Here is a 19,580-nt window from a genome sequence, read left to right on the forward strand (position 1 = left end):
GGTAGATCATAATGGATACTGTGCATAATATTATTAAATCTATTACTGATATGGGAGCAACAGCTATTTTACCAATAATAATCACTGTATTAGGTCTAGTTTTTCGAATGAAAGTTGGAAACGCTATCAAATCCGGTCTTTTAGTTGGAGTAGGCTTCTTAGGTTTAACATTAGTTGTTGGCTTGCTCAATTCCTCCCTAAAACCGGCAGTTGATTATTATGCAAAAATCGGTTCTGGATTTACAATTGCAGATATTGGATGGCCAGCTGTAGGGGCGGCATCTTGGGTGCCTCCTTTTGCAGCATTAGCAATCCCTCTTGGTTTAATTATTAATCTAGTATTAGTTCGACTTAGATGGACAAAAACGTTAAATGTGGATATATGGAATTACATGCATTTTCTAATCCCAGGAGCTTTGGCTTACTTTCTTTTTGACAGTTTCTGGTTAGGGTTGGTAGTAACATTGGTGATGTCTGTTATTGCTCTATTTGTTGGTGATTTAATTGCTTCAAAATGGCAAGAATACTTTGGTTTAGAAGGTACAACCTGCACAACTATTATTTATTCAGCTTGGGGTTATCCGATTGCCTGGCTGGTAAATAGAATCATTGATTTCATTCCTGGTTTAAATAAATTGGAGTTTTCGCTGAGTAAAATTAATAAAAAAATAGGCGTTCTCGGGGACCCCGTTATTATTGGATTTATTGTTGGGTTAGTTTTAGGGGCAATTACTAAAAGACCTGTTACAGAGATAGTGACTATGGCCACAGGGATAGCTGGAGTTATGGTATTAATGCCTAAAGTTGTTGGAGTGATGATGGACGGGCTATCTCCAATTGGGAAATCGGCAAAAGACTTTATGATTAAACGCATGGGGAATAACTCCAATCTAAATGTGGGGATGGATATTGCGCTAGGCTTAGGCGATCCGACTACTATTACAACTACAGTCGTTTCCATTCCAATTGTTATGTTATTAGCACTCATTTTACCTGGAGTTCAGTTCTTTCCAATAGGACTGTTAATGTCTGTTACCTATATTTCTGTAATGTGTACGCTAACAAGCAAAGGAAATCTATTCCGTTCTATTGTGTCGACAGTAGTATTTTGTATTATCACATTTTATTTGGCAGGATTTGTTGCACCTGGTGCAACACAGATGCTTAACAGCGCAGGTGTCGAGTTAAAAGGTTTAGGGACAGATGTTACTTTTTCTGAGATATGGAACTTATTAATTTATTGGGTAAGCACTTTAGTTAAATAAAGACTAGAGAAGAGGAAAAACAATGAATCTGATTTTACCTTCAATATTTGCAGCAGATTTAATGAACTTAAAAAGTGAATGCGATGTTTTATATGAAGAAGGATTTCAAGTACTTCATGTAGATATGATGGACGGAAATTTCGTCCCTCATATCGCATTTGGTCCAGAACAAATTAAAAATATAAAAAAACAAGTGAATATGAAATTAGATGTTCACATGATGGTATCAGCCCCAGAGCAGCATATAGCGAGTGTGTTGGACACTGGAGCAGAAATGATATCAGTTCACTATGAATCAACTCCTCATATTCGTTTTGTCATTGATCAGATTAAGCAACATGGAAGGAAAGCAGGGATCGTCATTAATCCTGGGACGGACACCTTTTTATTGAAACCTTTTCTAAACATCATTGACTATGTTCTAGTTATGTCGATCAATCCAGGAAGACCTAATCAAGTTTTTATGGAAGAAACAATTGATAGAATAAGAGAACTGAAAGTAATGATAGGTCAACGAGATATTCAGATCGAAGTTGATGGTGGAGTCGATGAGAGTATAGCTAGTCAATGTATCGAAGCTGGAGCATCTTTGGTTGTCATCGGATCATATTTATTTTCGAATAACAAAGCACATGTGAAGAATTTGAAAAGTCTAGAACATGGAGAGAGAAAGGATGAGAGAAAATGAAATCATTAAAACTGTATGGTGCCAGAGACATACGTTTTGGAGGAGCGGAAAAACCTCAAATACTGCATGGAAAAGATGTCATTGTAAAAATAAAAGCATGTGGCATTTGTGGATCTGATATCTCTCGGTATAAAAAATTGGGTGCAGTCACACCTGGTCAGGTATGGGGACATGAATTTGCAGGTGTTGTAGAACAAGTTGGCGATCAAGTAACAGATCTAAAAATTGGAGACCATGTTGCTGGATGTCCAGCACTAATTGAAGAAGATGATTATTATTATCGAGCAGGTCAACCAGCTAGAGCGAATTCATTGCATGCAATAGGTGCTAAGGAACCTGGTGGATTCGCCGAATACATTAAACTCCCAGAGAAGAATTTAGTTAAAGTACCTGATGATTTGGATTTCGAATCAGCTTCAATGGTAGAACCTTCTACTGTAGTTTTACATGGGTATTATCGAACCAATCTATCGGTGGGCGACGATGTGGTCATTGTTGGAGCAGGGGGAACCATTGGGTTGTTTGCTGTTCAATGGGCAAAAATATTTGGCGCGAAAAAAGTAATTGCGGTTGATATTGATGATGAAAAGCTTCAAATTGCGAAGGAATTAGGCGCCGATTATACGATAAATTCTCTGAATGAAGATGTTCTGACAAAGGTCGCTAAATATACGGATGGCATGAATGCAGATATTGTAGTTGAAGCAGCTGGAACGCCACATACAGCAGCAACTGTGTTTGGTTACGCCAAAAAAGGCGGCGGAGTTGTGTTCCTAGGTATCCCTTATGCAGACGTTGCGATGGAAAGATTTTATTTTGAAAAAATCCTAAGAAGTGAGTTAACCGTGTGGGGATCATGGAGTTGTGTATCCGCACCATTCCCAGGTAAGGAATGGGCAACGACTGTTCACTTTATGCACAATAACAGATTAAATACTAAAAAAATGATTACACATCGTATACCGCTTGAAGAAGGTTCAGAAATGTTTGAACGATTAATGGAAAGAAAAGAACTTATCGGCAAGGTAATCATGTATCCAGAAAGCTGAAGGTGAACTTATGGACAAATTAATTAAACAAATGGAAGTCATTATGAAAGAATTAGAAAGAAGTATTTCCTTAATGAATGTTGGTGAATGTGAACAAATTCTGCAGGCCTTGTATAATACAAAGCGGATTTTCCTTGCTGGTTCAGGGAGATCAGGTTTAGCGATCCGTGCTTTCGCTAATCGACTGTTGCACTTAGGTAAAACGGTTTATATTGTTGGTGATATTACTACTCCAAGCATTCAAGCAGAGGATATTTTATTTATTGGTTCTGGTTCAGGAGAAACCGCTGGTCTAATAGTAAATGCAAAAAAAGCAAAGCAATCAGGAGCAAAGGTAATTCTTAATACAACGAATTCGCAGTCCACTTTGGGGAAACTAGCTGATTACATGCTTTTAATTAATGTTGACAATAAAGAAACGGATACTGATTTAATGGAATCTTCTATTCAACCAATGGGATCGGCATTTGAGCAATTAAGTCTTCTCTTGTATGATGCGATTGTTTTGGAATGGGTAGCTACTTTTAATGAAACCTATGATGACATGAAATTAAGACATGCTAATTTGGAATAAACGTTTGATTTGGAGGCAGAACAAAATTTCGATTCTTCACAGAGCGCCTCCAAGAGCAAAGATTAAATTGAGTAATTTGAATACGACCTAAACTTGAAGCCTCTTATATAATCCTCTGGAGCTGTCAATATTATTATTAACAAGGAAGGAGGAGAGAGAGCCATGCAGCTTGATGATAGAAGCAGCAGCTTGCTGCAAGAATTGTTATCAAATCCAAGTGTGAAGAGTAAGAACTTGGAACATAAGTATGGTTTAAGCCGCAGGCAAATCAGTTACAGCCTTGAAAAAATCAATGATTGGTTAGAGGGCCAACGCCTACCAAAAATTGAACGGAATAAACAGGGTGTTTTTATTGTTGATGCTACTCTCTTCTCTGCTGTGCCTAATGAAGTAAACAAGCCTTCGACAAAAAAGTATATTTTTTCTGAAGCAGAGCGAGTAGAACTTATTATTCTGATCCTACTGAGTCGTAGTGAAGAATTATCTTTATTTCATTTTACCAGTTCCATTTACGTAAGCAAGAATACCATACTAAATGATCTAAAAGCAGCACAAGAATTAGTCGAACCTTATGATCTTAGTATCCGTTATTCCCGGTTATCTGGTTACTCAATTGAGGGTGTTGAATTTCAAAAAAGAAAGTTATTGATTGATGTCGTTAACAAAATTCATCACATGTACAATGGGGAAAAATGGGTTCAACAGTTAGCAGAGATCACTGAAAAAGAAGTGCAACAGATTCATGAACGTCTTGAAAAGGTTGAAAACCATCTGAGCTTGAAATTTACAGACGATAAGATGAAAATTTTGCCGCATATCCTACTGATCTTGCTGCGAAGAATCAAACTTGGGAAAACAATAAATTCCTTTCATATTAGCTATGAAGAATTATCGGATACCAAGGAGTACCAAGCGGTTCAAGAACTACTATTGGATTTGGAGCATATACCGACTGAGGAAAGATTATTCATCACACTGCAAATTCTTACGACGAATGTTTCCTCATCTGAGCTCCTTGGGGAAGACATCGTATCAGATTTAAATCAGGCATTGAAAAAGATGCTGGAGCGATTCGAGAAAATGTCCTGCATCCTCTTACAAGACAAAAAGCAGTTGTTGCATATGATCATGCTGCATATAAAACCTGCATATTATCGCATTAAATACAAACTTACTATTACTAATCCACTACAAGAAACAATTAATAGTGAATTCATAGAACTGCACCACCTTGTAAAAAAGTCAGCAAAACCTTTAGCTGATTACATTGGCTGTGATATTCCAGATAGTGAATGCACTTATTTAACGATGCTGATAGGCGGTTGGTTAACAAAGCAAGGAGACAGCATTCTGAGTAAAACAAAAGCAGTAGTGGTTTGCGCTAACGGAGTATCCGTTTCTAAGCTTTTACTAATTACTTTGAATGATTTATTTCCTGAATTCATTTTTCTGGATTCCTTATCTGTGAGAGAATTCAAGATGTATGATTTGGAATATGACATTGTTTTTTCTTCCGTATATCTGCAAACGAACAAACGACTATTTATAGTCAAGCCAATATTACAAAAGGAAGAAAAGATCTCTCTACGAAAACAAGTGATGGAATTATTGCATGGATTCACTCCATCTGAATTAAGTTTGAAAAATATTCTGGAGATCGTTGAGAAATATGCAACCGTTCAGAACAGGCAACTTCTTGCAAAGGAATTACAACAATACTTTACAAGCCATCACTCGTTGTCTTTCAAATCACAACCCGAATTACAAAAGACAAATTTGCATGACCTGATAACGCCGGAGAATATTACATTGCTTCCTTCAGTATCATCTTGGGAAGAGGCTATACGATTAGGGGCGCTACCGCTGCTACTTCAAGGGAGTATCCAACCTTCTTATGTAGAAGCTATGATCCAACATTACGATGTGGAAGATCCGTATATCATTATTAGCCCAAATGTGGCAATTCCTCATGATAGTCCCGAAAGTGGCGTAAACGAAGTAGCTATGAGCTTGCTCCGTTTAGAGCAAGGCGTTGAATTTGCAAGAAATAGGCCGATAAACATCGTTATTATCATAGCCGCTGTCGATAAACAACAGCACTTAAGGGCATTGGTTCAATTAATGAAACTTGTTGAAAGTAAAGATGATTGTGAAGCTATCATTCAAGCCCAAAGTGCAATGGATATCCATAGTATCATCAAAAAATATGGTACGGATTAATAAAAAGATATCTATGTGTTCCGATTTTTATAAAAGGGAGTAATTATTATGAGCGCAAAAACGATAAATGGACTCGTGTTTGATCAGGATTTAATTCAACTGCACGCACGTTACGATTCGAGGGAAGAGCTTATCAAAAGCTTTGGAAAAAAGATAGAAGAGAAAAATTATGCCAAAAAAGGATATACAGAATCTTTGCTTCAACGTGAAATCGAATATCCGACCGGAATCAACATGGGGACAATTGGTATAGCAATTCCACATACAAATAAAGAATTCGTTAACGAAACTGCTATTGCCGTTGCAGTTTTAGATAATAGCATAGAGTTCGAGGATATGGGGGGATCAGATGAAACTGTCAACGCAGAAATCGTGATGGTACTTGTAGTAAAAAATCCTAAGATGCACATCTCATTTTTAAAGAACTTAACGAGTTTGTTTCAAGAAGAAAAATTCGTTAAACGTTTTCAAAATGCAACTAATCCTGCCGAGATCGAGGAAATACTCTTGAAGTTGCTTTAATAGAGACACATAAAATAATGTTGTAAAATTAATTAAATTGGTTGATGGGACCGGATATGAAATTGCGACATATAACAATGATGGAAAACTGGATTTACAGCCAAATACAGATTATCATCTCAAAGTAGAAGCGCAAGGCAATATCACTAAGGTTTATTTGAACAATAAATTAGTTATCGACACAAAAGATCAAACTTATAAAGAAGGACACTTTGGTCTCAATGTATGGGATACAACGGCTTTTTTTAATGATGTTAAAGTGAAACTAACACATAAAGATGAATGATTAAGAAAAGTTAAATAATGATATTTGTATCTCTATGGATTTAGTTTGTGTCGCCACACAGCGACACAAACTTTTTTTAATTATATTGAACAAACCAAACATAACTTAATGATGGGGGCATTATCAATGAATAAGGAGTGATGAGAAATTACTGCAATATTATCTGGAACTCAAAGGTCCGAATGCGGGGGAATGGAACTCCTCTCCACAGTGCCTTCACACACAGTTGGTGACAAGAGATTACATAAAGAAGACATTCGATATTTTTGATGAAATCCAAGTATGTAATGTTGGTATCGGAACTGGAGATTGGGACGATTACCTTGGATATTGGCTTAAGGGAAGAGGTGGTTTAACCAGCATTGATATTGACGAAAGTATTTGCGAGATATTTGAGTATAGACAACAGAGGGAGCAGCATCCCAATCCATCAAAGGATTTATGCAGGAGCATATTCGATTCCGATTTGCCTCAAGAAGCCTTTGATATTGTAACCCTAATTGGGTCCGCTATTAATGAAACAGGGGACTTCAAAAAATGCTTAGATTCGTGTTTTAGTTTAATCAAGCATGGGGGATATTTGATGTTTATGGCAAGTTTAAAATATACACCCGTTGAAATGTTAGAGGAATACATAAGTAATACTAAATATCATATTGTGCAAAAAAATGTATACGAAGTGTTCCCTGAATATCCGTTTTTCATCAGCAAAATCAGAAAATAATCAGGCTAAGTGTAAATTGACTTACTGCAACCACTCTAATTGTATAGGCTTGGTTGCACAATCTTTGGTACTTCGCGAATAATTTTTCTTTCATTTGCGATATAAAAGTTTTCATTTGTAAAGTGATTATATATATTCTTACCTTCATTCAGTCATTTTCATCGACCTATCAATTATAAGGACGCGATGCTCTCGCTTCATTTTATTAATCGAGAGCAACAGGGATGCGCATCATAAATAATAAGTTTAAATTTTCACCAAGCTTTCCGTCATTCATTAGAAGGTGCCCTGATCAGTAGCATCTTTCCAATGAATGACGGACCTCTACATAAAAAGGTGTCCAGCGACCTTAGGGATCGTCTGACACCTTTTGCTGTTTTTACGCTTCATTCCTTGATTCAACCTTGCGCTACGAAACGATTAACTTCTTCCAACGACGGCAAGGCTGCAATCGCTCCAACTTTAGTGCGAATGACCTCGATCATAGGGGCGATACCATGCTCAGCTGAAAAGTCGAGCATTTCTTGCGTTTCTTTGATACTGCCAATGTATGATGCCGTAATATTCCGCGCCCAGCAAATAAGAAGAAAACATTATATTGATCTGGCTTGTTTGGCAGACCAAGATTTACAAGTGCCCTGTCCACACTAAGGATGGATAGAAAGGCATCAACGTTGATATTTGCAGACACTGTGTTTAAAATAAGATCAAATTGACCAGCCAACTCAGTGAACGTGGTGGGATCAGAGGTTACGTAATAGTGATTCGCGCCAAACGCAAGAGCTTCATCTTTTTTGTTCATACTATGGGGTTGTTACCTATGAGAGCGATACCTTGCCCCGCTCCGATGCAGTTCGGCATATTTCTGCGTGTTTGTCCCATATAATTTCCACCTTAGGCTTAGATTTTGTTCAATCAAGAATGAGGGTTGACACCTATATCGGGAATAAATATAATAAGGCTAATCAAAACATATGAACAGTTGATCATATGTTTATATAAATTCAATTCGTTTCTTTCAAACTGTATAGAGAGGGAATGAAAAGTCGATCGAAACAGTGGAAAGGTATTATGACAAACCATTCAATTAGTTTAAGGAGAGGATAACGGTGTCCGTAAACAATCATGGTCATGACCATGGACATAACCATAAGCATGTACATACCAACAATAAAAAAGTACTTCTGATTTCATTCATCATTATTACGGTGTATATGATTATCGAAGCGGTTGGAGGTGTGATTACCAACAGTTTGGCTCTGCTTTCCGATGCGGGTCATATGTTGTCCGATTCCATCGCTTTAGGGGTGGCTTTGCTTGCATTCACATTTGGCTCCAAAGCTGTAAACACAGGGAAAACATACGGCTACAGGAGATTTGAAATTTTAGCTGCAGCCCTTAACGGTGTTACGTTGATCGGCATTTCACTTTACATTTTTTACGAGGCGATTGAGCGGTTTATGAATCCTCCGGAAGTAGCCACCCTTGGCATGTTGATTATCAGTACCATCGGATTGCTTATAAATCTGTTGGTTGCGTGGATTATGATGCGTGGGAGTGACACCAAGGAAAACCTGAATATGCGCAGTGCCTATTTGCACGTACTCAGTGATATGCTGGGGTCAGTTGGCGCCATTGCCGCAGCTCTTATGATGATGTTTTTTGGCTTGGGCTGGGCAGATCCGCTTGCTAGTGTCGTTGTCGCGGGACTTGTTTTACGTAGCGGTTACTTTGTCACAAAATCGTCCTTGCATGTTTTGATGGAAGGGACGCCCGAAAATGTTGATATGAACGAAATTGTCAATTCGATCCGAAGGGTAGATGGTGTTAAGGGAGTCCATGATGTACACATTTGGTCCATTACAAGCAGCATGAACGCTCTTACTGCTCATGTTGTCGTTAACGGAGAAAAATCGATCTATGAAACCGAAGTGATTCTAAAAAAAATCAAACACATGCTGGAAAACAAAGAAATCTGGCACGTGACCTTACAAGTTAGGTCCGAACGGCATGCTCACGATAGCTCGATTTTATGTACCGTCAAAGCCGATGTGACGGATGCGCATGCTCATCATCACCATTGATGGACACGGAATCGTCAACATCAACCGCTGTAGACGAAATGAATTTATTCCCCCACAAGCGGCCTCTCCACTCCATAGTGTGATGAGGCTGTTCTGCTACTTATGGAAACAAAGTCAATCAAATCAAGATGACTTGTATAATGAGTTTTTAATAAAGGTGTCTGGCCTACATTCAAGTTCGGAATTAATTCTTACTAAAATAGTATCTCAGTGTAATAGAAAAAGTACTTTTATCTAACTGGAATGTTATAAAAACTCAGTCTCAAAGGATGTTATAACCCATACTACTGCGAGTATTACGGCAGGCCAGTAAACAAGCTGGAGCTGCTGTTTCGCTTGCTGTTTTTGCAGATCCTATACAATCTCTTGGATAACCGAATGATTTAGGAAGCCAAAGTGAATCTGGCTTACAAGTGGTTCATCGGATTAATCCGGAGGATCCGCTGACAGATCGAGTTTGACCTTAGAGATACGTTCAAGAAATGGATCAAGCGCAGGCCGATCATTGAACACAAAAACGTGGAGGTGAAGAGATTCGGTATGGATACAGCCCCAGGTACTAGGGTCTCTTTCGTATGTGATTACAATCCTACCTCACCAAGTTCGTTGTAAACGCGAAACGGAGGTGAAGCTAATAGAGTAAAAGCAGCCCATCATCGGGTAGAGGATGGGCTGCTTTTTTCGTCTCATCGTATCCATTTTTCCTGTCTGAGCTTTCATAACTATACAAGCGAGGGTTTGCAGGAATCTCCTAATTCGGGGCTGTTTTTACGTTATTGATGGTAGGTGAAATGGTGAACCGTTTTTGGGGGAGTGTTGCCCTCATTCAAATCTCTTTCTGCTATTTGGAAGCTACATCCATCAATACTCAGGAAAAGTTTGTCTTTAGCTTTCGGGGATGTTTAGATAATTAACAAGCCTGTTTTTTTATTGTATTTATTAAGCTGGGATGAAAAAGTGTCCATCAGTTTTTCATATACGGGTATAATGATGACGAAAATGAAAAGGGAGGAGATTAAGATTAATTATAAAGATATATATAATTTACATATTCAGCTTCTTGATGTATATGAGAGGAACCAACAGGATCGCCATCCTTATCAAAAGGATATTAATTTTTATAAACGACAACTTAACTTTTTTTATGAAAATATTGTACAAAAGATTTTTGTTTTAAACCAACTAATAAAAATTTATGAGAAGAATAGAGAGCCTAAAATTAAGTGGTGCTCAGAGACTTATTATTCAAAACAACATGAGGATATTGAAAAAGTAACAGATTGAAAGATGATAAGACCAGTGGGTGGTTTCATTTCAGCGTAATTAAAATAAGATTCTATATGAATAAATAGACATGCTAAAGCGAAATATTCAAGAAAAGCAAAATCACAGATGAGTTCCCAGTTTGGGATTTGATTCTGTGATTTTTCTTATTTCACGAGCGGAAAAATGTTTGAATTGGAGGCTATTACAAAGAAAATATAACGAAAATTACCGCTAGAAGCAGGCTAAATTGCTGCTCAAGAGCCTGTTTCTACAAGTAGTCACCATAGTTTAGACCTGCAGGAGAAGTTAACCTCGTATGCAAAAGATTAAATCAGATCTACAACAATACAGAAACAACCTCTCGCCAAAAAGGGACGAAGCGGGCTATCGTAAAGCTTAGCAATAAATCCAATTACTAACTCGGATTACTAACTCGGGTATCGTTTCTTTGTCCTCTGAGAAATGAATACGAACCCATTTCTCAGAATCCAGGCGAAGATTAGGGAGTTTGATCACTTCATCTGGATCCTAAAATTCCAGTCTGGGTATACCAGATGAACCAAAGCCAGTAGCTCCGTTTTCCTTGGCTGTGGAATAGGGCGGTTATTATCTTTTTTTTCCATATGGGCTTTATTTAATCTTGGCAGCAATATGCTGTGGATTACTTGAGTTTGAAGACACGCCCTAGTTAATTAAAATCTTAAATAAGTTGAATCTTTAGCCGTTGATCTAAATCAAAAGGTCTTCGGATTTTTGGTTTGGGTTTAAGAACAAAATAGACTTAGTAGTTTAAACGGGAAAGTAATACAGGTGCTGTAAATTGAACTTAAGTTCTATTCTGAGATATAAAGATTAGATATAAAAACGTTGACTAAATTCAATTTCAAAAGTATAATTCAATTAATCGATTGAATAATTGATAAATTAATTGAGGAGGATTCTATTTATGGGAGCAGTATCTTTAACAAAACAGAATTTTGAATCGAACATTAAAACCGGAGTGACACTAGTCGATTTTTGGGCACCGTGGTGTCCACCTTGTCAAGTGCAACTTCCAATCGTGAACGAGCTAGCTGATGATTTAGCCGGACAAGCAACAATAGCCAAAGTCAACGTTGATGAGGAAATCGAATTGGCTTCACAATTTGGAGTTAGAAGTATTCCAACGCTTCTCTTATTTAAAGATGGTAAACTGGCTGAAACAATGGTGGGGGTCGAGCAAAAGCAAGCTCTTAGAGAAAAAATTCTAGGATTGCTTAATTAACAGAGTATTCAACAAATCCATTTTTGTAATAATCATTGAAATACATGTGAAGAGAGCGACGGATTTGGATTTTTCTGAACCGTCGTTTTTTTCAATTTATTAAGTGAATTTTTGAGTTAGAATCAAAATGAACGGAAAGTAAATGTTGGATTGCTATTTTATACTTGGACATACTAGTGAGTAATTCGAATGCAGGAAGGCATAACCCGAAAATCCAAGGTATTGCAACAAAGAGGAGGTTCCAAATGGAAAGTAGATGTCCTGAATCGGATATTAAAGAACGTTTATATCAGCAATTTGCTCGAATTGGGAAATGTTTATCCAGTGACAAAAGACTTGAGATTATGGATCTCTTATCAAACGGACCAAAATCTGTTGAAAGTTTGGCTACACAAACTGGTATGAGTGTTGCGAATGTATCCCGTCACTTACAAATTTTGCTGGAAGCGAAATTGGTTAGATTTCAAAAGAAAGGTACTTTCGTCATATATAATATTAGTGATTCATCTGTAACTCATTTTTTGTCCTCTTTATGGAATTTGTGTGAGGACAGACTCTCTGACATAAAACAGATTAAAGATGAGTTGAAAAGGCAATATGTAGGTGTTCAAAGTATCACAAAAAATGACCTATTGGCAAAAATGAAGCAGGATAACATGGTTCTCATAGATCTTCGACCAGTTGAGGAGTATAACACATCTCATATCCCAGGTGCTATATCTGTACCTTTAGAGCAGTTGGAAGAATACCTAAAAACATTAAATAAAGCTGATGTAGAACTTGCTGCATACTGTCGTGGCCCTTATTGTTCTCTTGCATCTCAAGCTGTTGATTATATTCAAAAACAGGGCTTCACAGCGTATCGAATAGAAGAAGGAGCCCGAGAGTGGAATGCTTACGATGGAGAATGAGGAACGAAATTTTAATAATAGATGCAATTGGAAAATATAATACTTTTAACATTTAAAGTTCGATTTAGAGAGTTGATCATACTGAAAATTAATCATTAAATTCAACTGTTCAATTGATTTTATGGAATCCCTGAAAAATAGTTTTTTTTGTTAAATTTACTGGCTAATTCAACATTTCTGCTTCTTTCGCGGTGTAAGATGTTATCTTTAAAATCAAACCCAATCCAGGTGCCTGATCATATTAAATGGCTTGACATAAGAGATAATTCCGATTTTGAAAAAGAGCAAGTTCCAGAATCCATCAATATCTCTAGGGCGATTGTCTTTTGTTTGGAGAAAAGATAAGTCTCCCACAGATAGATAGTGTAATTATATTGACCGATCAATATTTTAAAGAAAAAAAGCGGTACGTATTTTACGAAAATAGGGATTTCATGATTTGTATTTATTAGTAGGTCCAGTTCCTCAATTAAATGAATGGAGTTAGAAAAGTAAATTAGAACAATATTGCATTGAATATTATTGGATCTGTAGCTATTCAGTTCCGAATAACATACAGTAAGGCGGGAGATTAATGATAAATGTCCAAGAAATAACTTCAGTGAATGAAATAGATTCGTTTATCCAAGATAACCGATTAAGTATGCTATATGTATCTCAAGAGGATTGTAATGTATGTCATGCAATTTATCCCAAACTAAAAGAATTACTCAACAACTATCCAGAAATAAAACTTGCGCATATAGATGCTAGTCAGGTAGAGGCGGTTGCAGGCAAATTATTGATTTTTACAGTTCCCACGATCATCTTATTTTTTGATCAAAAGGAATATCTTCGTGAAGGACGGTTTGTTCAGTTTGAACAATTAGAAGCACGATTAGAACAGTTGTACAATGCGGTATAAATTATAAGGCAATATCAACATGAAAATAAAACTATTTAATACGATGGAGAAAGAATGGAGAATCCCGTGATTATTATTGGTGTTGGTTTAAGTGACCTGCGAGCTGTCAATTTACTTACGGAACAAAGAATCTGATGCCCATCAGCAAAAAAAGTAAGGACTATTTTTTATAAAGATTGTTCTGCGGATGCCGATACGGCTATATCCAAAGAGCGTATTTCACTTCAAAATTTTTCACATTAAGTACCTATACCTGTATCTGGGAATGGAACATCCAAAAACTAACAAGAAGTTACAACGAATCTATTCATCCGTAATGAAAATAATCAATTCGAATATACAATTAATTAATTGAATATTTGACCCGTTTAAATTATACTAATGGAATATCACTATTTTAAAACTAAGGAGGTTTATTCATGAAGAAAATGAAAGCCATGCAAATTCCAGCTGCAGGAGAAAAAATGCAGTTAGTTGAGGTACCGGTTCCGCAGCCGGCAGAAGGGCAAGTATTGCTCCGCGTTGAAGCTTGCGGCGTATGTAATGGAGATTCAATGGCCATGGGCGGTGCGGCGTCAGCATATCCCCGCATTCCTGGACATGAAGTGATAGGAATCGTTGATGAGCTTGGATCAGGCTCGTCAAAATGGAAAATTGGAGAACGTGTCGGCATTGGATGGCATGGGGGACATAGCCATGTGACCGGATTAACAATGGACGGTGGATATGCTGAATACATGGTTGCTTATGAGGAAAGTTTGTCCAGTATTCCAAATGAAATTTCGGCAATGGAAGCTGCTCCACTAATGTGTGCTGGAGAAACGACCTTTAGTGCCATCAAAAATAGTAAAGCTCGCCCTGGTGATCTGGTAGCGATTCAGGGGATTGGTGGACTGGGACATCTTGCCGTTCAGTTTGCAAGCAAAGCCGGATATCGCACCGTGGCTATTTCACGAGGAAATGATAAAGAAGCTCTCGTACGTGAACTTGGAGCCCATCACTACATTGATTCGGCCAAAGAAGATCCGGCTGAGGCATTACAAGCATTAGGCGGTGCTAAAGTCATCCTGGCAACTGCACCTAACGCGAAGGCCGTTTCCTCTCTGATCAACGGGTTGGGTCAAGACAGCGAGCTCATCATTGTGGCAACTTCCACTGATCCACTAGAATTGTCAGCGATGGACTTTTTGAAAGGATCTAACACGGTCAAAGGTACGTTAACAGGCGGAGCGGAAGAAATCCAAGCGACGATTAATTTCAGTGTGCTGACGGATATTCGCCCCATGATTGAGTCATATCCATTAGATCGTGCTAGCGAAGCATACGATAAAATGATGTCAGCATCGACTCGATTCCGTGCTGTCCTGAATATTTCTGAGTGATAATATAATTCTATAGGTGGGTAGCCTACGACTCACGGGTTAATAGAACCACTTGTTCAATTTGGACAAGTGGTTTTTATAATGTACTGTAGGATTTACCATACGCCTGTAATACTAAAGATACTGCGTTATGTCGAACTTCGCTCAACTAACTTGTATGTTAAAGTGTTTAGCCTGTTTTTGATGTTATTCAACTTATTTTGCAAAATAAGAAATGCATTCTCAGCTTGCTGGTCGATAGGATAGTCAATCGTTGTCAAATCGAGCAAGTGAGCCACCTCTGTATTATCGAAGCCCATAATCCCCAAATCTCCCGGAATGGAAAATCCCAATCGACGCAGGGCTGTCATAAGACCAGCTGCCACTTCATCATTGGCACAAAAAATAGCATCAGGTCGGTCTTCCTGCGATACCCACCATTTAGCAAGCTCCTCCCCATCACGAACTAAAGTTTTATCTTCGAAATGAGGAAATGGATACGCCATGAGATTGTGTTTCTTAACGAATTCTGTATGGGCACGAATGCGTTCCTTTGTATTCAGTCCTTTGGACATCGGATATATGCTAAGTATTTTTCGGTAACCTTTGGAATGAAGATATTCAAGACCTGTCGAATAGGCATGAAATTGATCCATATAGACAGAAGGAAGATTCTCGTTTTGAAGACGTTGCCATATAACAATGGGGCCATACCGGACATAGGATTCAATGACATCCCATTCATTGGACCGTATCAAACACACGATAGCATCTAATTGCTTCCGTTTTAGCATTTCCAGGGCGATAAGCTCCTTTTCAGGTTCTCCATTCGTGATAAAAAGAGTGACGATAAATCCGTTTTTCTCAGCAAAAAGAGTGAATGCACGAACAAAATTAATAATAATGGGACTAAAGGAGATCGTCATTATTCCAATCTGACGAGTTTTACCTTTTTTTAGAGAGATCGCATTAGCATTGGGGACATAATCAAGCTCCTCGATAATTTCTAAAACTTTTTGTCTGGTTAAATCACTTACGTAGCCGTGTTTATTAATTACTCGTGATACAGTTGCTGTGGATACTCCCGCTAAGCGAGCAATTTCTTGAATATTCGCCACTTCTAACCACCTCTTAAGAGAAATCATATCATGTTTCCTAAGTTTGTCTTAACTAAAAAGGACTTCAGAGCCTAATAATATTGGCCTTGAAGTCTTTTAGTTAAGAATTGGAGAAATTCATTGTTCTTCGTCTGTTCTTAGAAGTCAGCTTAGTGTAACTGAAAATGTTCTTGCCACTCATTTAAGCCCTCTTCCATGCGAAAAGCCGTAAAGCCTTCAGATTGTAATTTCTGGGTCGCCAAAGCTGAGTAGACACACAGTGGGCCTCTGCAATATGCGATGATTTCTGTGTTTTTCGGTATCTCTCTTATTAATGCATCTAACTCTTCCATCGGCACCGAAATTGCTCCCGCAATATGATCCATATCATACTCTTCTTTAGGACGTAAATCGACCAAAATTATTGAATCATTATTAATCTTCTCCCTAACTTCATCCATCGTAAGCGTTTGAACGTTATCAAGATTATTTAGGAAATCATCTTTCATTCTACTAATGTCAGGGAGCTGTTTTTCACTGATTCGCCATAAAGAGGAAAGAAATTCGATGATTTCTGGATCAGCCAAGGAATAGATCACATATACTCCTTTTTTTGTGAATTTAACCAGTTTTGCATCGAGCAGAACTTGAAGGTGGCGGGAAACATTCGCAATATTCATGTCTGTGCAGGTAGCTATTTTTTCTACGGTTCTAGAACCATTGGATAGCACATTTAAGATCTCAAGACGCTTATCACTGGATAAACATTTTCCGATTCTAGCCAATTGTTTATAGAGATCTTCCTTAAAAATTTTCGCAGAGTTCAGCATATCTTCCATTATTCTCAACCTCTATTCTTGTCGTATTATAAAACGGGAATCCCCAATTTCAATTCATGCATAGCAGAAGCCTTAGAACACACCTTAAACTATAATCCTTAAATGAAGAATCATAATGAGGAAATTAGATACTAAAAATTTGACTCTACTCACGAAATCGAGCTCTTGGTCATTCAATTGAATATTAAAATTTTAACATGAACATCCCGAGTGGAGTCAAGTTAAAAGGATATACTTTAATAAAATTTATAAGAATACCCTATTTAGAAAGTTAAAAAGAAAGCCTTTCTATTTCATGTATCTCATAAACGCATAGACGACCAAGGCTATAACATATAAGTTTGGGCTAAGCAATTCGTTCCAATCTATTGATAGAGGACCAAAGCACATCTTAGTTGATCTCCATCCGAATGGATTATGATTAAAGGCGCCAAACTTGCCTTCCACAACCACCAACACGTCTTGAACCATCAATTCCGCTGTGCGACTCTGGGGATTTCGACTCCACTCTAGGGGCGTGAGCTGTAGGGTACTGCGAAAGCAGTTCTTCATGAGGAATTTGCTCAATCAGGTCGAGACGATCAGACAAGATTATTTTCTTTTATGACCAAGGCCCGCGGTATCGCCGCGGTGACTGGCAAGCTGCTGCTCGATGACTATTGGGCGTGCAGAACAGCGTCCCGGTAGATCGAATCTGTATATAAAAGAAAATCTTAAATTCTGGATTACATATCTAACATACAACGCATATGAAACATAAACTCTCATAAAAAAGGTTGACACTGCCATTGCGCTCTGTCAGCTTTTTTCATAATGCAAAGATTAGTCAAACATCCGCCCCCAAATATATTTCTACAATGTGTGTCTCATTTGTAGTCATTTTCTATCCGTGTATTGACGAACAGATTTCCTAATGCTATAATTCAATTAATCAATTGAATATTAAAAAAGTCTGTTATAAACAACTGTAAGAACAATCAATTTTGGAGGGATCAATATGTATAAATCTGTAATTGTCGGAACTGGTCCAGCAGGACTGACCGCAGCGATCTACCTGGCTCGTGCTAATATGAATCCGCTCGTCATTGAAGGACTTGAACCAGGAGGACAGCTTACAACAACAACTGAAATCGAGAATTATCCTGGATTTCCAGAAGGCATCATGGGCCCTGAATTAATGGATAATATGCGTAAACAAGCGGAACGCTTCGGGGCTACATTTCTTAATGGTTGGGTAAAGACGGTAGATTTGGAAAAACGACCGTTTAAACTGGAAGTGGAGGGCAAAGGTGAAATCATAACTGAAACTCTGATCATTTCCACCGGTGCCAGTGCGAAATATTTAGGAATACCAGGCGAAACGGAAAATGTAGGCCGGGGAGTTAGTACTTGTGCCACTTGTGATGGGTTTTTCTTTCGAAATAAGGAACTCATTGTAGTGGGTGGAGGCGATACTGCATTGGAAGAAGCAAACTTTCTAACACGATTCGCTTCCAAAGTTACTGTGGTGCATCGTCGAGAAGAACTGAGAGCCTCAAAAATTATGCAAGATCGCGCTCGTTCAAACCCTAAAATTGAGTGGGCTTTAAGCAGGACCCCGCTTGAAGTTGTTGCGGAAGAGCGTGGAGTGACAGGATTGAAAGTCCTGAACCATATCTCAGGCAAAGAGGAAATCCTACATGCACATGGTGTATTTGTAGCCATCGGCCATCATCCGAATACGGACTTTTTAAATGGTCAAATTGAAACGGATGAGAATGGCTATATCGTCACAGTACCCGGCACATCAATGACAAATGTTTCAGGTGTGTTTGCTTGTGGAGATGTACAGGATACTCGCTATCGTCAAGCTATTACAGCAGCAGGAACTGGAGCCATGGCGGCTATGGATAGCGAAAAGTTTATCGATTCTTTGGAGAATAATTAAAAACGTGTTAACCGAATAGATCCTTGTGAAATTCTCGGAATCGAAAGATTTTAGTGACAAGTACAAGTGTTAAAATATGGAAAAAGGAGCATGTTAAAATGCCGAATCAAAAAGTGAACATGAATACGGTTTGGTTCAAAGACGCGAAAGGTTTTGGTCGTATGAAAGGCGACAATTTACAAACCCAAATTGCTATCCCTGTTATGAAAGGCGGAAGTGGAGAAGGTGCTAATCCACAACAACTCCTGATGTCCTCTGCCATTGCTTGTTATGCTCTGACACTGGCGTACATGCTCGATCGCAAGAAACTACCTGTTGCCGGGTTCTTTATGGACACAGAAGGGGACATAGCTAGAGGGGACCAACTGAGCATTACACATCGTCCGCATGTTGTTTTATCCTCGAGTGCATCAAAGGAAGATATCACTGTGGTCGAAGCATTATTCTTACAAGCAGAAGAAAAATGCCACATTGGTCAGCTGCTTGTCAAAGCAGGTGTGCCGGTAGGTACCGAAGGTAAGGTATCGATTGATGCTGGAGATGATCTGACAAGTAACTATATTGAACAACATCAATTGGAATGGTAAACCATCCATTAA

At 38.2% G+C, this 19,580-nt stretch carries 18 protein-coding genes and 1 pseudogene; 16 read left to right on the forward strand and 3 right to left on the reverse strand.

The annotated features are described in order from the left end of the window. Positions 1-11: 11 nt before the first annotated feature. The 8 genes from T3H97_RS12810 to T3H97_RS12845 all read left to right on the forward strand — a co-directional run bounded on the left by T3H97_RS12810 (position 12) and on the right by T3H97_RS12845 (position 7,328). Positions 12-1,265, forward strand: coding sequence for a PTS transporter subunit IIC (locus T3H97_RS12810; protein WP_025722478.1), 1,254 nt, complete (start codon positions 12-14; stop codon positions 1,263-1,265). 22 nt (positions 1,266-1,287) lie between these two features. Then, the gene (gene rpe / locus T3H97_RS12815) at positions 1,288-1,953 is read left to right on the forward strand and encodes a ribulose-phosphate 3-epimerase (protein WP_053325504.1); all 666 of its coding nucleotides are present in this window, start codon (positions 1,288-1,290) and stop codon (positions 1,951-1,953) included. Beyond that, positions 1,950-3,002, forward strand: a complete 1,053-nt coding sequence (locus tag T3H97_RS12820) for a galactitol-1-phosphate 5-dehydrogenase (RefSeq protein ID WP_328799885.1) — start codon at positions 1,950-1,952, stop codon at positions 3,000-3,002. The genes rpe and T3H97_RS12820 overlap by 4 nt, the downstream gene beginning before the upstream one ends. A 10-nt stretch (positions 3,003-3,012) precedes the next feature. Then, the gene (gene hxlB / locus T3H97_RS12825; RefSeq protein WP_328799886.1) at positions 3,013-3,576 is read left to right on the forward strand and encodes a 6-phospho-3-hexuloisomerase; all 564 of its coding nucleotides are present in this window, start codon (positions 3,013-3,015) and stop codon (positions 3,574-3,576) included. A 162-nt stretch (positions 3,577-3,738) separates the two neighbouring features. Further along, positions 3,739-5,796: a BglG family transcription antiterminator gene (locus T3H97_RS12830; protein WP_328799887.1), complete on the forward strand. Its 2,058-nt coding sequence runs from the start codon at positions 3,739-3,741 to the stop codon at positions 5,794-5,796. A gap of 48 nt (positions 5,797-5,844) precedes the next feature. Beyond that, positions 5,845-6,318 (forward strand): PTS sugar transporter subunit IIA, encoded by a 474-nt coding sequence (locus T3H97_RS12835; protein WP_025722483.1) that lies wholly within the window; start codon positions 5,845-5,847, stop codon positions 6,316-6,318. A gap of 37 nt (positions 6,319-6,355) precedes the next feature. Further along, the gene (locus tag T3H97_RS12840; protein ID WP_328799888.1) at positions 6,356-6,604 is read left to right on the forward strand and encodes a DUF6250 domain-containing protein; all 249 of its coding nucleotides are present in this window, start codon (positions 6,356-6,358) and stop codon (positions 6,602-6,604) included. A gap of 229 nt (positions 6,605-6,833) precedes the next feature. Then, complete coding sequence (locus T3H97_RS12845) at positions 6,834-7,328, forward strand: class I SAM-dependent methyltransferase (protein WP_328802821.1); 495 nt, start codon at positions 6,834-6,836, stop codon at positions 7,326-7,328. 398 nt (positions 7,329-7,726) lie between these two features. Here the strand turns inward: T3H97_RS12845 and T3H97_RS12850 are convergent. Further along, a pseudogene (locus T3H97_RS12850) lies at positions 7,727-8,133 on the reverse strand (zinc-binding dehydrogenase); the annotation flags it as partial. A 304-nt stretch (positions 8,134-8,437) separates the two neighbouring features. Here T3H97_RS12850 and T3H97_RS12855 point away from each other — a divergent pair. The 6 genes from T3H97_RS12855 (at position 8,438) to T3H97_RS12880 (ending at position 15,139) form a co-directional block, all read left to right on the forward strand. Beyond that, positions 8,438-9,412 carry a cation diffusion facilitator family transporter gene (locus T3H97_RS12855; RefSeq protein ID WP_328799889.1) on the forward strand — a complete coding sequence of 325 codons (975 nt, stop codon included), beginning with the start codon at positions 8,438-8,440 and terminating at the stop codon, positions 9,410-9,412. 957 nt (positions 9,413-10,369) lie between these two features. Further along, on the forward strand, positions 10,370-10,696 hold the full coding sequence (locus T3H97_RS12860) for a hypothetical protein (RefSeq protein ID WP_328799890.1): 327 nt from the start codon (positions 10,370-10,372) through the stop codon (positions 10,694-10,696). A gap of 928 nt (positions 10,697-11,624) precedes the next feature. After that, positions 11,625-11,942, forward strand: coding sequence for a thioredoxin (gene trxA / locus T3H97_RS12865; RefSeq protein ID WP_328799891.1), 318 nt, complete (start codon positions 11,625-11,627; stop codon positions 11,940-11,942). A gap of 245 nt (positions 11,943-12,187) precedes the next feature. Further along, on the forward strand, positions 12,188-12,853 hold the full coding sequence (locus T3H97_RS12870) for an ArsR/SmtB family transcription factor (RefSeq protein ID WP_103048564.1): 666 nt from the start codon (positions 12,188-12,190) through the stop codon (positions 12,851-12,853). A 574-nt stretch (positions 12,854-13,427) separates the two neighbouring features. Beyond that, positions 13,428-13,757, forward strand: a complete 330-nt coding sequence (locus T3H97_RS12875) for a thioredoxin family protein (protein WP_103048565.1) — start codon at positions 13,428-13,430, stop codon at positions 13,755-13,757. A gap of 419 nt (positions 13,758-14,176) precedes the next feature. Continuing rightward, on the forward strand, positions 14,177-15,139 hold the full coding sequence (locus tag T3H97_RS12880) for a zinc-binding dehydrogenase (RefSeq protein WP_328799892.1): 963 nt from the start codon (positions 14,177-14,179) through the stop codon (positions 15,137-15,139). Positions 15,140-15,267: 128 nt separating this feature from the next. On the opposite strand, the gene T3H97_RS12885 is transcribed toward T3H97_RS12880, so the two are convergent. Together T3H97_RS12885 and T3H97_RS12890 are read right to left on the reverse strand one after the other, a co-directional pair. Then, positions 15,268-16,236 carry a LacI family DNA-binding transcriptional regulator gene (locus T3H97_RS12885; protein WP_328799893.1) on the reverse strand — a complete coding sequence of 323 codons (969 nt, stop codon included), beginning with the start codon at positions 16,234-16,236 and terminating at the stop codon, positions 15,268-15,270. A gap of 149 nt (positions 16,237-16,385) precedes the next feature. Next, entirely contained in the window at positions 16,386-17,054 is a 669-nt protein-coding gene (locus T3H97_RS12890; protein WP_103048568.1) for an ArsR/SmtB family transcription factor, read from the reverse strand. A 997-nt stretch (positions 17,055-18,051) separates the two neighbouring features. On the opposite strand from T3H97_RS12890, the gene trxB reads away from it, so the two are divergent. Both trxB and T3H97_RS12900 read left to right on the forward strand, forming a co-directional pair. Continuing rightward, on the forward strand, positions 18,052-18,981 hold the full coding sequence (gene trxB / locus T3H97_RS12895) for a thioredoxin-disulfide reductase (RefSeq protein WP_190299332.1): 930 nt from the start codon (positions 18,052-18,054) through the stop codon (positions 18,979-18,981). 98 nt (positions 18,982-19,079) lie between these two features. Next, the gene (locus tag T3H97_RS12900; RefSeq protein WP_134904393.1) at positions 19,080-19,568 is read left to right on the forward strand and encodes an OsmC family protein; all 489 of its coding nucleotides are present in this window, start codon (positions 19,080-19,082) and stop codon (positions 19,566-19,568) included. Positions 19,569-19,580: the final 12 nt, after the last annotated feature.

Origin of the sequence: Paenibacillus sp. LX16 (genome assembly GCF_036252815.1) — a bacterium.
In the GTDB taxonomy this organism is placed as follows: Bacteria; Bacillota; Bacilli; order Paenibacillales; family Paenibacillaceae; genus Paenibacillus; species Paenibacillus polymyxa_B.